A 14,768-nucleotide genomic window follows, 5' to 3' on the forward strand; every position below is an offset into this window, starting at 1 on the left:
GGTTCAGGGCTGACCGACGCGCTCGAGACGCACCGGCACCGACTTCGACATCGGCGTGTTGCTGACGTCGACGGTGGCCTCCAGCGGGATCAGGACGTTGGCCTCCGGGAAATACGCAGCACAGCACCCCGCCGGAGTCGGGTATGCGACGGCACGGAAGGACTTGGCCCGCCGTTCCCCGGACGCAGAGTTACTGATCACGTCCACCATGTCGCCGTCGCGGAGCCCGTTCGCCGCGAGGTCGGCCTCGTTGACCATCACGACGTGACGCCCGCCCTTGATGCCCCGGTAACGGTCGTCGTAGTCGTAGACGGTCGTGTTGAACTGGCCCTGCGACCGCACCGTGTTCAGCAACAGGTAGCCCTCGGGGACCTCGGCGCACGAGAGCGTGTTTGCGGTGAACCGCGCCTTACCGGTCGCGGTATTGAACGTCCGCGAGTCGTGTGGCCCGCGCGGCAGCATGAAGCCGCGCCGCTGCGAGGGGTGCGCCCGCTCGTTGTAGGCGTGGAACCCAGGCACCACGTGCTCGATGTGCTTGCGGATCACGCCGTAGTCGTCACGCATCGCACGCCAGTCGACGGAGCCGTCCTGCGCGCCGAAGAGTTTCTCGCCCAGGCCGGTGACGATGGCGACTTCACTGCGCAAGAGCGGCGAGCTAGGTAGTAGCCGACCCCATGAACCGTGCACCATCGACATCGAGTCCTCAACGGTCACGAACTGGTCGCCGCCGGCCTGGACGTCGCGTTCGGTGCGGCCGAGGCAGGGCAGGATCAGCGACTCGCTGTCGGGTCCGGCACACAGGTGGGACCGGTTCAGCTTGGTGGCGATGTTGACGACGAGCTTGCAGTTCGCCATACCCGCCTCACAGACTGCCGTGTCGGAGGTCGCCGCGACGAAGTTGCCGCCCAGCGAGACGAAGACGTCGACGGTGCCGTCGCGCAGCGCCTCGATCGTCTTCACCGTGTCATACCCCTCCTCGCGCGGCGGGTCGAAACCGAATTCGGCCTGTATGGCGTCGAGGAACCAGGCCGGCATCTTCTCCCAGATGCCCATCGTGCGGTCACCCTGCACGTTGGAGTGACCGCGGATCGGGGACGGCCCGGCACCCGGTTTGCCGATGTTGCCACGCAGCAGCAGGAAGTTGACGATCTCCTTGATCGTGGCGACCGAGTTGCGGTGCTGCGTCAGGCCCATCGCCCAGCACACGGTGACCGAGCCCGCGTCGACGACCAGGTCCACGAACCGCTCGATGTCCGCCCGGCTGATGCCGGACATCCGGGTGATGTCCTCCCAGTCGAGGGCGCGCCACCCGGCCACGGTCTCCTCGAAACCGTCGCAGTAGTGGTCGATGAAGTCGTGGTCGAAGACCGTTCCGGGAGCAGCGTCCTCGCGCTCGGTCAGCGCCTTGCTGAACCCCGCGAACAGTGCCATGTCACCGTTGACGCGGACTGGCAGGTACATGTCGCTCAGGTCGGTGCCGGTGCCGGCCAGACCGCGGACCGACTGTGGATTGCGGAATTTGCCCATGAACGCTTCCGGCAGCGGGTTGATGCCGACGATCTTGGCGCCGCGCTTCTTGGCCTTCTCCAGGGTTGTCAGCATCCGCGGGTGGCAGGTGCCGGGGTTCTGCCCTGCGACGACGATCAGGTCCGCGAAGTCGGACAGGTCCTCGATGCTGACGCAGCCCTTGCCGACGCCGATCGTCGCGGACAGTGCGGCACCGCTGGACTCGTGGCACATGTTCGAGCAGTCGGGCAGATTGTTGGTGCCCAGCCTCCTGGCCAGCAGCTGGTAGACGAAAGCCGCCTCGTTGCTTGCCCGCCCGCTGGTGTAGAACACCGCACGGTCCGAGCTGGGCATCGCCTTCAGGCGGTCGGCGATGAGCCCGAGCGCATCCTCCCAGGCGATCGGCGCGTAGTGCGTGGCGCCGGCGGCGAGGTACATCGGCGTCGTCAGCCGACCGTTTGCTTCGAGCCAATGGTGGTCGCGATCCCGCAGATCGGCCACCGAGTGCTCGGCGAAGAACTCAGGGGTCACCCGTTTGCGGGTAGCCTCCCACGCGACCGCCTTCGCGCCGTTCTCGCAGAACTCGGCAGTCTTGCGCTCGGCTGGATCGGGCCAGGCACACGACGGGCAGTCGAAGCCGCCGACCTGGTTCATCTTCAGGAACGTCCGCAGGCTCCGTTTCGCCCCCATCTCGGTCTCGCCATACCGGACGGACTCAAGGATTCCGGGGAGTCCGACGGAGGACTTCTTCGGCGGCTTCGTCTCGATGTCCTGCCCGCGATGCTCGCGCTCAATCGGCTTGTCAGCCATTTCTACTCAACCTATTTCATATTTGTCGGGTCAGCGGATGCGGCGCGATCACAGCTTCCAGTTGAATCCGAGGGACATGTTGACTGCGGCCGCAAACGCACAATAGAGCAGCCATACTCCCGTGATCAGGTGGAAACAGCCCAAGCCTCGCAGCCCCCAGGTATGCAGCGTTTTCCCTGGGGTCAGCGCCGAGGCGAAGAAGTCGCACACGTAGATCGCGGTCAGTCCGACGAACACCAATCCAACCGGCCAGTCACCCACGTCGAAGAAGACCACCACGCCCATCACCGATATGACCGTGTAGCCGACCGTCATCCCGGTATTGGCGCGCGCATCAGTGCCGCGGTATCTGTTCCAGCCGATGCCGAACCAGTGGATGCCGTATGCCGAGAACGCAAAAGCAGCCATGTAGAGCGGAGAACTCGAGCCCAAGCCGTTCGCCGTGTGATCGGCGAACGTGCCGGGGAACAGGCCGAGGCCCAGGAAAAGGATGGTGCCTGCAACGAACTGGCAAAAGCCCGGAAGCCAGATGCCCCAAACACCGGTCCCCATGTCGACCTTTTCGCTCTTGGCCGGCCAGCCGAAGAGCTCTTGTGGCCCGTAGATCAGGTATCCGGTGCCCAGCCCGAAGAACCCGAGCGCGAGCGGAGGAAAAGCAGATGCGGCAATGGTGACATCCATAGTTGTCATCCCTTTCATGACTGACGCCAAGGCGGGATCGCACCTACGTGATCTCGTCATGTGGAGGATGTGACTCCGTAAAGCACGTTAGACCCTTTTCCTGGGGTTCGGCAAAGGTTCGCTCCAATCCTCAGCAGCTGCGTACCGCCTCAGGTCTTGCTGAAGATTCCCGCGCCGGGCAGCACACCGAAGACGAGCTGCGTCTCGGTGTGCTGCACGCCGGCGTGCACCGTGATGTGGTCGAGCACCAGGTCGCGCAGCTCCTGCGGCGTCGTCACCGCGACATGCAACAGATAGTCGTTCTCCCCTGCGACGTGGAAGGCCGTCAGCACACCGGGGATGCCGGTGAGCGTGTCGTGGAAGCGCAGCACGTGGTCGCGATTGTGGGTGGCCAGCCGCACCGCGATGACTGCCTGGATCGGATAGCCCAGCGCGGCGAGGTCCATCTGCGTGGAGAAGCCGGTGATGATCCCGCGGTCGCGCAGAAGTTGCATCCGCTTGGCGCATGTCGACTCGGCGATGCCGATGCGCCCCGCGAGGGCCGCGTTGGTGATCCGCGCGTTGGCTGCGAGCTCGGCCAGCAACGCCAGATCCACCTCATCAAGTCCACTGACGGACGGCGGATTCTTCGGCGCGGACATCGGCACTCGACCCGGATCAGTGGATCCTGTCTTGATTTCCCGTCCACGTGCTGGATTCTTCGCCATACGATCCATTCTGCACCGGATTCTTCTAGCGTGCGCAGCATGACGACACCCACGCTGCAGATGGACTCGATCGCCACGCACGCTGGTCGGGAGGGTCTGGCCGAGCAGGGCGTGCACGTCCCGTCCATCGACCTGTCCACCACGAACCCGGTGCCCGACCTGGACGCCAGCGGGCTGTCCTACGAAACGATGGCCGGCGGCGGACGCCCCGTGCCGGGTGGCGGCAGTGTCTACGCACGGCTGTGGAACCCGACAGTGGCGCGCTTCGAAGAAGGCTTGGCGGCGCTCGAGGGCACCGACGAGGCCGTCGCGTTCTCATCCGGTATGGCGGCGATGACCGCCGTCATACTGGCGGCCAAGAGCGAGCACGAGGGGCGCCACGTCGTCGCCGTACGTCCCTTGTATGGCGGCACCGACCACCTGCTCGGCTCGCCGCTGCTGGACGTCGAGACGACCTATTGCGCGCCGTCAGAGGTCTCGGACGCGGTGCGTTCCGACACGTGCCTGGTGGTGGTGGAGACGCCGGCCAACCCGACCCTGGAACTCGTCGACATCGCCGCCATCACCGAGGCGGCCGGCTCCGCGCCCGTCGTCGTGGACAACACGTTCGCCACCCCGATCCTGCAGAACCCGGCACAGTTCGGCGCCGCCCTGGTGTTGCACAGCGCCACGAAATTCATTGGTGGACATGGCGATGCGATCGCCGGCATCGTCGCGACGAGCACGCCATGGGCCGAAGCGCTGCGCCGCGTCCGCGCGATCACCGGCAGCCTGTTGCACCCGATGGGCGGCTACTTGCTGCACCGGGGGCTGGCGACCCTCCCGCTGCGGGTGCGAGCCGGGCAGGCATCCGCCGACAAGCTGGTCGGCTGGGCTGTTGAACACCCCGCTATCGAGCACGTGTACTACCCCGGATTGAGCGAGTGCGACCCGACCAGGATCGTCGGTCGCCAAATGCGTGGCTCCGGAGCGATGTTCGCACTTCGCTTGGCAGGCGGGTATGACGCCGCCGCGCACCTCGTGAGCTCGGTCCGACTCTTCGAGCACGCGGTCTCGCTCGGCGGCGTGACTTCCCTGATCTCGCACCCGGCGTCGCTCACCCACCGGCCGGTGCCCGCCGACGCGCGACCCGACGCAGGCGTCGTACGGCTCTCGATCGGCCTGGAGGACGTCGAGGACCTACGCGCCGACCTCGCCCAGGCGCTCAAGCGGGTCGAGTAGGCCGAGCCGCCAGGCGAGGCCGTATCGACCCCCTGACCGAGAGGACACCCGAATACCGACAGGACACCGGATTCCGGGCAAAAACCGGGCAAAGACCCGCGAATCCGGTGTCCTCTCGGTAGTTGCCTGTCCTCTCGATCAGAGGGGACGGTTCTCAGACGTTGCGGCGGTACTGGCCGCCGACCTCGAAGAACGCCTCGGTGACCTGACCGAGGGAGCAAACTCGCGCCGCATCCATGAGGACCGCGAAGACGTTCTCGCCCTTGGTCGCTGCCTCGCGCAGCCGGGTCAGGGCCTCCTGTGCCTCGTCGCGGTGCTCCTGCTGGAACGCTTCGACGCGAGCCAGTTGCGACTCCTTCTCGTGCTCCGACGCGCGGGCCAGCTCGACCTTCTGCGGCACCTCGCCTTCATGCGGGTTGCGGAAGGTGTTGACGCCGACGATCGGCAGCGATCCGTCGTGCTTGCGGTGCTCGTAGACCATGGACTCGTCCTGGATCTTGCCACGCTGGTAGCCGGTCTCCATCGCACCGAGCACTCCACCGCGCTCGGAGATGCGGTCGAACTCCAGCAGCACAGCTTCCTCGACCAGGTCGGTCAGCTCGTCGATGATGAACGAACCCTGCAGTGGGTTCTCGTTCATCGCCAGGCCCCACTCCCGGTTGATGATCAACTGTATGGCGAGGGCGCGACGCACCGACTCCTCCGACGGCGTCGTGACTGCCTCGTCAAAAGCGTTGGTGTGCAACGAATTCGCGTTGTCATAGATCGCGATCAGCGCCTGCAGCGTGGTCCGTATGTCGTTGAAGTTCATCTCCTGCGCGTGCAGCGACCGACCGGACGTCTGCACGTGGTACTTCAACTTCTGGCTGCGCGGGTTGGCGCCATACTTGTCACGCATCGCGACCGCCCAGATCCGCCGAGCGACGCGGCCGATCACGGAGTACTCCGGGTCCATGCCGTTGGAGAAGAAGAACGACAGGTTGGGCGCGAAGTCGTCGATGTCCATCCCGCGCGCCAGGTAGGCCTCGACGTAGGTGAAGCCATTCGACAGCGTGAACGCCAGCTGGCTCAGGGGTTCGCGCCGGCTTCGGCGATGTGGTAGCCGCTGATCGAGACCGAGTAGAAGTTGCGAACGGCGTTCTGAATGAACCATTCCTGGATGTCGGCCATCATCCGCAGCGAGAACTCGGTGGAGAACAGGCAGGTGTTCTGGCCCTGGTCCTCCTTGAGGATGTCGGCCTGCACCGTGCCGCGGACCGTCGCGAGCGCACGTTGCCGAACCTGTTGCGTTTCCTCGTCATTCGGCTGCCGGCCCTGCTCGTCAGCGAACTTCGCCAGCTCTTGGTCGATGACCGTGTTGAGGAAGAACGCCAGGATCGTCGGCGCCGGGCCGTTGATCGTCATGGACACGCTGGTCGACGGCGAGGTCAGCTCGAACCCGTCATACAGCACCTTCATGTCGTCCAGCGTGGCGACGGAAACGCCTGAGGTGCCGACCTTTCCGTAAATGTCCGGCCGCAGGTCGGGGTCACGCCCATAGAGGGTGACTGAGTCGAACGCGGTCGAGAGCCGGGTCGCCGGCTGCCCCTCGGACAGCAGCTTGAAGCGGCGGTTGGTGCGGAAGGGGTCACCCTCGCCGGCGAACATCCGCGCCGGGTCCTCGTTGTCCCGCTTGAACGGGAAAACGCCTGCTGTGTAAGGGAAGTAGCCCGGCAGGTTCTCCCGGCGCAGGAACGACAACAACTCGCCGTCGTCCTGGTAGCGCGGCAACGCGACCCGCCGGATCTTGTTTCCCGACAACGATTCCCGCGCGAGAGCCGTGTGGATCTCCTTGTCGCGGATCGTCACGACCTGCTCGTCACCGCTGTAGGACTCGACAACCTTCGGCCAGTCGGTCAGCAGCCGGGTAACCGACCCTGGCAGCGCTTCGCCCGCCTCGTCGATCAGGGTATTCAAAGCATCAGGAGCCTTGTCCGCCAACGCATCTCGCGCTGTCGTCAGATGTTGCACGCGACGAGCCGCATCGACATACCGCTGGGTGTCGGAGTGGTAGCCGCGCACCGTCTCGCTGATCTCTGCGAGGTAGCGCACCCGCTGTGGCGGCACGACCTGGCGCAGCACCGACGAGTGCCGGACCGTGACCGGTTCGAGTGCGCCTTGCGGCAGCTCGAGCCCCTTGGCATCGAGCTCCGAGCACAGCTCCTGGTAGAGCGCGGTGACACCGTCGTCGTTGAAGGTCGCGGCCGATGTGCCGAAGACCGGCATGTCCTCGGGCTTCTTGCCGAATGCCTCGCGGTTGCGGACCATCTGCCGGCCGACATCGCGCAGCGCGTCCATCGCACCCCGCCGCTCGAACTTGTTGATCGCGACGACGTCGGCGAAGTCGAGCATGTCGATCTTCTCCAGCTGGCTCTGCGCACCGAACTCGGGCGTCATGACGTAGAGGTTGACGTCGGCGAAGTCGATGATCGCCGCGTCGCCCTGACCAATGCCGGGCGTCTCCACGATGATCAGGTCGTATGCCGCCGCACGCAGCACCGTGAGCACCTCGGTGAGCTCCTCGGGCAACTCTCGGCCACCACGGGTCGCGAGCGACCGGAAGTAAGTGCGTTCTCCGTCAAGGGAATTCATCCGGATGCGGTCGCCGAGCAGAGCGCCGCCACCGCGACGGCGGGTCGGATCGATCGCCACGCACGCGACCCGCAACTTGTCCTGCTGGTCCATCCGGAAGCGGCGAACCAGCTCGTCGGTCAGGCTCGACTTGCCGGAGCCGCCGGTGCCGGTGATGCCGAGCACGGGCGTATGGCGGTCGGCTGCCGCGGCGTGCAGTTGCTCCAGCAGGGCCGGATCGAGCGCGCCCTGCTCCGCACCGGTGATCGTGCGTGCGACCGCCGTACGGTCACCGGAGATCACGGCATGCGCATCCGGCCGGGACAGGTCGTAGGTGTTGAAGTCGCAGTCCTTGATGACCTGGTTGATCATCCCGACCAGGCCGAGACGCTGGCCGTCCTGCGGGCTGAAGATCGTGACCCCAGAGTTGCGCAGCCGGTCGATCTCCTCGGGAACGATGACGCCACCGCCGCCGCCGACGACCTTGATGTGGTCGGCCCCGGCGTCGCGCAGCAACTGCACGAGGTACTCGAAATACTCGACGTGCCCGCCCTGGTAGGAGCTGACCGCGATCCCCTGAGCGTCCTCCTCGATCGCCGCGTCGACGACTTCCTGGACGCTGCGGTTGTGCCCGAGGTGGATCACCTCTGCGCCCTGGCTCTGCATGATGCGCCGCATGATGTTGATCGACGCGTCGTGCCCGTCGAACAGGCTGGACGCGGTGACGATGCGCACCGGGTTCACCGGAACATGCAGTGCGGGTGCCTCGGACATGGGGTCTCCACTCATCAAACTCGGAATACGCTCCCAATAGTAGGACGTCCAAGTATTCGGGTCCAATCGCCTGGCCCGGCCCAGGGCCTCGCCTCAGCGACCCGGGCGCCCGCCGGCCGCGTCGCGATAGGCCTCGACGAAGGTCGCCAGCGACACCAGGAATTGCTCCGAGCCGTCACCGAGCGCCTCCAGAGCCGTGCCCATCAACTGCATCAACGCCTCCACGTCGGCCTCGTAACGCTGCCGGCCGCCGGCCGTCGCGACGAGCATCGCGGCGCCCGAGCCCGCGGCCTGCCGCTCGAGGTGGCCGGCCCGCAGTGCGGCGTTGACCTGCCGGTTGACCGTGGACTGCTCGAGGCTCAGCTCGGTCGAGATGTCTCGCTGGGTGCGCGCGCGCCCGTCGGAAAGTAGCCACAGCAAACGCAATTCGGCGCTTGTCAGGCTCGTTGCCGCCTCGACCACCCGACGGTCGACATCGAATGCGTGGAGGATCGCCGCGGCACGACGCTGCGGCAACACGTCGGCGTTGCGCGCAAAAGCGGTCAGGTCCGCCGGTAGGCCGTCCTGGCTCGGCACGTCGTTCGTCATACCCGTACTTTGACAGATCTCCTCGTATGCATGCACCATACATATATACGCCGACAAGAGGGATCATGAAAACGACATCCGACGCACCGCCTGCTCCGACCGCCGTCAAACCACAGCTGATCATCGCCGTGCTCTGCTTCGGCGCGCTCTGCGCCGCACTGATGCAGACGCTGGTGCTGCCGATCCAGATTGAACTCCCTCAGCTGCTGCACGCATCCGCGAGCGACACGTCCTGGGTCGTCACCGCCACACTGCTCGGCGGCGGCGTCGCCATGCCGGTCGCCGGGCGGCTCGGCGACATCATCGGCAAGCAGCGGGTGCTCGTCGGATCCTCGGTCATCCTGGTGATCGGCTCGATCGTCTGCGCGTTGTCCACCACCGTGTGGCCGATGATCGGCGGACGCTTCTTGCAAGGAATGGCAATGGGATTCATCCCCGTCGCGATCAGCATGGTGCGCGAGGTCGTTCCCCCACAGATGTCGGCGACCGCGATCGCGACCCTCAGCGCCACCATGGGAGTCGGCGGCGCGATCGGCCTACCCCTCGCCGCGTGGATCGCGCAGGACTACAACTGGCACGCGCTCTTCTGGGTCTCCGCCGGGCTGGCGGCGCTCATGGTCGTCGCCACCGCCGTCCTGGTCCCGAACGTGTCGGACGGACACCCGGCCTCCATCGATGTCGTCGGTGCCGTCGCCCTCGCGATCGGTCTCGTCGCCACCCTGGTCGGCGTCTCCAAGGGCAACGACTGGGGCTGGGCGTCGACCAACACCCTCTTGTGCATCGGCGGCGGACTCGTCGTGCTCGTGCTCTTCGGCCTCTACGAGTTGCGTCAGCAGGACCCGCTCGTGGACCTGCGCACCACCGCGCGCCGCCCTGTGCTGCTGACCAACATCGCGGCCATGCTGATCGGCTTCGGGATGATGGCGCAATCCATCGTCGTGCCCCAACTGCTCGAGATGCCGAAGGCGACCGGCTACGGCCTGGGCCAGTCGATCCTGGAAGCCGGCCTCTGGATGGCTCCCGGCGGACTGATGATGATGTTCCTCGCTCCGGTCTCCAGCCGGCTGATGACGACGGTCGGCGCACGACTCACCCTGGCGATCGGTGCTGCCGTGATCGGCGTCGGCTACCTGCTGGCGCTCTTCATGATGAACGCGCCCTGGCAGTTGCTCGTCGCCAGCTGCGTCAGTTGTGCCGGGGTGGGCATCGGGTATGCCGCCATGCCGACCCTCATCCTGGAGAACGTCCCGCCGGCCGAAGCCGGCTCCGGAGTCGGCATCAACACCGTGATGCGCTCGATCGGCACGACGGTCGCCGGTGCAGTGATGGCAAGCCTGCTGACCAGTCAGACGATCATCCTGAAACCGGGCACTCCCGCACTGCCGTCGGCGGACGCGTTCAAGCTGTGCTTCCTCGTCGGTGCGGTCGCCGCTTTCGTGGGTGGCGCCATTGCGTTGACCGTCACTCGACGCGGACCGAAGGACACAGTGCCTGCCCAAGACGATCTCGCCCTCGCCGAGGCCTGAGGGTCGACAACTTCAACCGCCGACGCCGGCCCGCACCACCGTGCGGTGACCGGCGTCGACGCGTCTGGTCCAGCCGCGCTCATCCAGGTGCTCGAGCAGGGGTATGGCGACACGACGTGTCGTGCCCAGCGCAACCCTCGCGTCACTCGTGGTGAATACCTCTGGCAGTCGGGACAATTCGCGCATCGCCAGCGCGGGAGCGGTCGGCAGCAGGACGATGCCGTCGCGTAGGCGGATCAGCCGCCCGACGCGCTCAGCCGCCGCCAGCGCACGGTTGTCGAGGCCGAGCGCGGCCAGCTCGTCAGCCTCCGGAGCGGCGAAGGGCGACACCCTCAGGCGATTTTCCAGGGTCGTGACAGCACTCTCGACCGGGCCGAGATCGTCCGCATCTCCCGCGTGCGTCAACGCGGCGTCCTGCTGCGTCACACCGGCGGCCGCCGCCACAACATCCAGCAGGGCCGGGTCCGGAAGTTCAAGAGCGTCTATCGCCGCACCACGAGAAAGACCTGCTGACAACGGATTCCGTGACTTGTCAGCGGTGACAGTGTCACGCAGGGCGCTCGCCCACTCGGCAAACGCTCCTTCGTCGATCAACCAGTCGCCCCGCACCACGACGCCCGCGGTCGGCGTCTCAGGGACTGCGACGCCAAGATGCTCCAGATATGCACGTGACACCGCACGTCGACGAGTCACCTCGACCAGCACGTCGCCGCCCGAGACCAACGTCGCAAGCTGCTCGCCGCGACGGCGCCCGGCGCCGCGTCGGGCAAGAGCAGGCGGGTCGACATCGATCGCTTGGACTCCGGCAAGTTGTCGAGATCCGCTGTCCCGCAGGATCATTCGGTCGCGAACCGCCAGTGGGACCGCCTGCTCGAAGGTCACCCGTGCGGCATTTTCACCGAAGGGACGTAACCGGGCCGGGACAGCGAGGGTCCCGAGGTGCACGGTTGTCTGCTCGGGCAGGTCGGACAGTGCGGGTCCGCTCCCCCGGCGTACGTCGACCGACCGTGCCAACTGCCACGCCCGCGGTGTCACGAGGGCATCGCCGCGGTGGACTGCGTCAGCAGGTACGCCGCGCAGGTTGACCGCGACCCGACTGACCGGGGTGACTGTGTCGACGGAGCCCCCGTGTTGCTGCAGCCCGCGCACGGAGACCTCGACCGGCTCGTGTGCTCCGAGCAGGCTGAGCCGGTCACCGGTGGACAGCGCCCCGGCGGCCAGGGTGCCGGTCACCACAGTCCCGGCTCCCTTGATCGTGAAGGAGCGATCGACCCAGAGTCGAATTCGACTGTCCAGCAATGGTTTCGGCGCGCTGCTGAGAACCTCGTCCAACGCGGTCACAAGCTCGACAACACCGTCCCCGGTGCGCGCGGAGACGGGAACGATCGGCGCGTCGCGCAGCCCGGTGTCGACAAGTTCGTGACGGGTCTGCTCCCCGACGGCCGCCACCCGGTCCGGCGCGAGATCGGCCCTGGTGATCGCCACGACGCCGCGCTCGATGCCCAGCGCACGGATCGCATCGCGGTGCTCCGCGGACTGCGCTCGCCACCCCTCGTCGGCGGCGACGACGAAACAGACGACCGGCGCCGGGCCAAGGCCAGCCAGCATGTTGCCGAGGAACCGCTCGTGCCCCGGCACGTCGACGAACGCGACATCCGCGCCGGATGGCGTTGTGGTCCAGGCGAATCCGAGGTCGATGGTCAACCCGCGACGCTTCTCCTCCGCCCACCTGTCCGGCTCGATGCCGGTCAGCGACCGGATCAGGGTGCTCTTGCCGTGGTCGACGTGACCGGCGGTGGCTACGACATACATGTCACTGGCGACCTCAAGACGGTCGCTCGTCCCTCACGACCTCCTCGGCCGGCTGCGGGCGGCCAAGGGCGGCGCCCACCGCGTCGGTCAACCGTGCGTCGTCGGCCTCCGGGATGCAGCGCAGGTCGATCAGGCAATGGCCTCCGTGGACCCGTGGCAGCACGGCTGGGTCGCCGGTGCGCAGCGCCGACGCCACACCAGCAGGCAACGAGACCGCCCAGCCCGGGAGTGGCACACCGGGCGCGCCGCCGCCACCTACGCGACCGTCATGCGCAACCACTTCTCCCCCGACTGCCGCGGCCAACCTTTCGGCGCGTTCCTTGAGACGGTCCGGGTCGGCGTGCAGCGCCCGGCTCGCCGGAGCGTCGGCTCCGGTCAGCGTCGCCTCCAAGGCTGCGAGGGCGAGCTTGTCGGCACGCACCGCCCGGGCAAGGGGATGTTTCGCCATACGGTCGACGATTTCCTTGCGGCCCAAGATGATTCCGGCTTGCGGGCCACCAAGCAGTTTGTCCCCGCTGGCGGTGATGACGTCGGCTCCGGCGCCGAGCGTCGTGGCCGCATCAGGCTCATCGGGAATGAGCGGGTCCGGACGCAGGAGGCCGCTGCCGAGGTCGACGACCAGCGGAACACCCCGCCGGGCGGCGAGCTCGCTCAACTGGGCGACGGAGACCGCAGAGGTGAAGCCGTCGACGCGGAAGTTGCTGGGATGCACCTTGAGGATCACACCGTTGTCCGGGCCGATCGCATCCTCGTAGTCCTGCAGATGGGTTCGGTTGGTGGTGCCGACCTCGTGCAGCCGAGCGCCTGTCGATGCGATGAGGTCCGGGAGTCGAAAGCCGGCACCGATCTCGATGAGTTCGCCTCTGCTGACGACGATTTCGCGCCCTGCCGCGAGCGCGGTAGTCGCCAGCACGAGGGCAGCCGCCCCGTTGTTCACCACCAACGCTTCCTCGGCGGATCGGCAGCAGGCGAGGAGCGCAGCACGGGCCGCAAGCCCCCGCTTGGACCGGGTCCCTGACGCGAGGTCGAGCTCGATGTCGACATACCCCGCGGCCGTCTGGACCGCGTCGATCGCTGCCGGTGACAGTGGCGCACGTCCGAGGTTGGTGTGTATGACGACACCGGTGGCGTTGAGCACCGGCCGCAGCTGCGTCGCCCGGACCTGCTGCAGTGAGTCGGCGAGCACCGCGGGCACCCGGTCCGGCTCGATCTCGCCGCGGCGTGCTCGGTCCTGGGCCGACGTCACCAGTCGACGGACCACCGCCGAGCCAAGTCGTTCGACCGCAGCAGTCGCCACCGGCGACGCGAGGAGGGTGTCGGTGCGCGGGATGCGACGGCGCGGGTCCTGCGAGTTCATCGGCACCTCCGGCGTCACGGCATACAAGCTGGCGGAGACGGACGGGAATCGAACCCGCCAGACCGAGATGCTCGGCCTCACCGGTTTTGAAGACCGGGGGGCCCACCAGGAACCCTGACGCCTCCATGGGCCAACCTACCGGGCGGGCATACGCTCGCAGACATGACCGGCACCGACACAGTCCGACTCACCGGCTATGCCCACGGAGGTGGTTGCGCCTGCAAGATTCCGGCCGGAGAGCTGGAAGACGCGGTGCGCGGGCTGGCCGGGCAGGCAGGGCCGGACGTTCTCGTGGGTGTCGATGACGGGGACGACGCGGCCGCGGTCCTGGTTCGCGAGGACCTCGCGGTGCTGTCGACGGCGGACTTCTTCACGCCCGTCGTGGACGACGCCTACGACTTCGGGCGCATCGCGGCCGCGAATGCACTCTCCGACATCTACGCGATGGGCGGTCGCCCCGTCGTCGCGATCAACCTGGTCGGATGGCCACGAGACGTGCTCCCGATGGAGTTGATGACCGAGGTGTTGCGCGGCGGCCTTGACGTCGGCAAGCAGGCAAGTTGCCCGGTTATCGGCGGCCACACGATCGACGACCCGGAGCCGAAATACGGTATGGCGGTCACCGGCATCGCAGACCCGAATCGCCTGCTGCGCAACGACGCTGGGGTTGCCAGCATACCGCTGACGTTGACCAAACCGATCGGTGTCGGGCTGCTGAACAACCGGCACAAGCAGACCGGCGAAACCTTCGAGGCAGCCATCGCGTCGATGACCGCGCTCAACGATGTCGCTGCCCGTGACACGTTGGCGGCCGGTGTCATCGCGGCGACCGACGTCACCGGCTTCGGCCTGCTCGGGCACCTGCACAAGCTGTGCCGCGCGTCCGGCATCGGTGCTGTCCTCGAGCGGTCCGCAGTTCCGGCTGTGGACGGAGCCCTCGATGCACTGGCTGGCGGTTACGTGTCCGGAGGCACGCGTCGCAACCTGGACTGGGTGCGGCCACACCTGCGCGCTTCCTCATCGATCACCGAGGACGACCTGCTGTTCCTGGCCGACGCACAGACTTCCGGCGGATTGCTCGTTGTCGGTGAGGTCCCCGGTTATCCGGTCATCGGCCACACGGTCGCCGGGTCCGGCATCGAGGTCCGCTGATTGACCGGTCCCGACATCACGACC

9 protein-coding genes, 1 tRNA gene and 1 pseudogene are annotated in these 14,768 nt (G+C 66.9%); 3 read left to right on the forward strand and 8 right to left on the reverse strand.

All coding sequences use genetic code 11. From position 1 onward, the window contains the following. Positions 1–3: 3 nt before the first annotated feature. The 3 genes from ACFQDH_RS03520 to ACFQDH_RS03530 all read right to left on the reverse strand — a co-directional run bounded on the left by ACFQDH_RS03520 (position 4) and on the right by ACFQDH_RS03530 (position 3,704). A complete protein-coding gene (locus ACFQDH_RS03520; RefSeq protein ID WP_382398521.1) occupies positions 4–2,316 on the reverse strand; it encodes an FdhF/YdeP family oxidoreductase in 2,313 nt (770 codons plus the stop codon). A gap of 48 nt (positions 2,317–2,364) precedes the next feature. Further along, a complete protein-coding gene (locus ACFQDH_RS03525) occupies positions 2,365–3,015 on the reverse strand; it encodes a hypothetical protein (protein WP_382398523.1) in 651 nt (216 codons plus the stop codon). Positions 3,016–3,146: 131 nt separating this feature from the next. Next, the gene (locus ACFQDH_RS03530; protein WP_382398525.1) at positions 3,147–3,704 is read right to left on the reverse strand and encodes an Lrp/AsnC family transcriptional regulator; all 558 of its coding nucleotides are present in this window, start codon (positions 3,702–3,704) and stop codon (positions 3,147–3,149) included. Positions 3,705–3,743: 39 nt separating this feature from the next. Here ACFQDH_RS03530 and ACFQDH_RS03535 point away from each other — a divergent pair, with 39 nt between their 5' ends. Beyond that, a complete protein-coding gene (locus ACFQDH_RS03535; protein ID WP_382398527.1) occupies positions 3,744–4,925 on the forward strand; it encodes a trans-sulfuration enzyme family protein in 1,182 nt (393 codons plus the stop codon). A gap of 154 nt (positions 4,926–5,079) precedes the next feature. On the opposite strand, the pseudogene icmF reads toward ACFQDH_RS03535, so the two are convergent. Together icmF and ACFQDH_RS03545 are read right to left on the reverse strand one after the other, a co-directional pair. Next, positions 5,080–8,309 (reverse strand): annotated as a pseudogene (gene icmF / locus ACFQDH_RS03540) (fused isobutyryl-CoA mutase/GTPase IcmF). Positions 8,310–8,402: 93 nt separating this feature from the next. Further along, entirely contained in the window at positions 8,403–8,897 is a 495-nt protein-coding gene (locus ACFQDH_RS03545) for a MarR family transcriptional regulator (protein ID WP_382398529.1), read from the reverse strand. 65 nt (positions 8,898–8,962) lie between these two features. Here ACFQDH_RS03545 and ACFQDH_RS03550 point away from each other — a divergent pair, with 65 nt between their 5' ends. After that, positions 8,963–10,423: an MFS transporter gene (locus ACFQDH_RS03550; RefSeq protein WP_382398531.1), complete on the forward strand. Its 1,461-nt coding sequence runs from the start codon at positions 8,963–8,965 to the stop codon at positions 10,421–10,423. A 12-nt stretch (positions 10,424–10,435) separates the two neighbouring features. On the opposite strand, the gene selB is transcribed toward ACFQDH_RS03550, so the two are convergent. From selB to ACFQDH_RS03565, 3 genes are all read right to left on the reverse strand, one after another. Beyond that, complete coding sequence (gene selB, locus ACFQDH_RS03555) at positions 10,436–12,235, reverse strand: selenocysteine-specific translation elongation factor (protein ID WP_382398533.1); 1,800 nt, start codon at positions 12,233–12,235, stop codon at positions 10,436–10,438. 13 nt (positions 12,236–12,248) lie between these two features. Further along, complete coding sequence (gene selA / locus ACFQDH_RS03560) at positions 12,249–13,592, reverse strand: L-seryl-tRNA(Sec) selenium transferase (protein WP_382398535.1); 1,344 nt, start codon at positions 13,590–13,592, stop codon at positions 12,249–12,251. A gap of 29 nt (positions 13,593–13,621) precedes the next feature. Further along, positions 13,622–13,717: transfer RNA gene (locus ACFQDH_RS03565), tRNA-Sec, on the reverse strand. A 37-nt stretch (positions 13,718–13,754) separates the two neighbouring features. On the opposite strand from ACFQDH_RS03565, the gene selD reads away from it, so the two are divergent. Then, positions 13,755–14,744, forward strand: a complete 990-nt coding sequence (selD, locus tag ACFQDH_RS03570) for a selenide, water dikinase SelD (RefSeq protein ID WP_382398537.1) — start codon at positions 13,755–13,757, stop codon at positions 14,742–14,744. Positions 14,745–14,768: the final 24 nt, after the last annotated feature.

The organism is Flexivirga alba (assembly GCF_042661025.1).
In the GTDB taxonomy this organism is placed as follows: Bacteria; Actinomycetota; Actinomycetes; order Actinomycetales; family Dermatophilaceae; genus Flexivirga; species Flexivirga alba.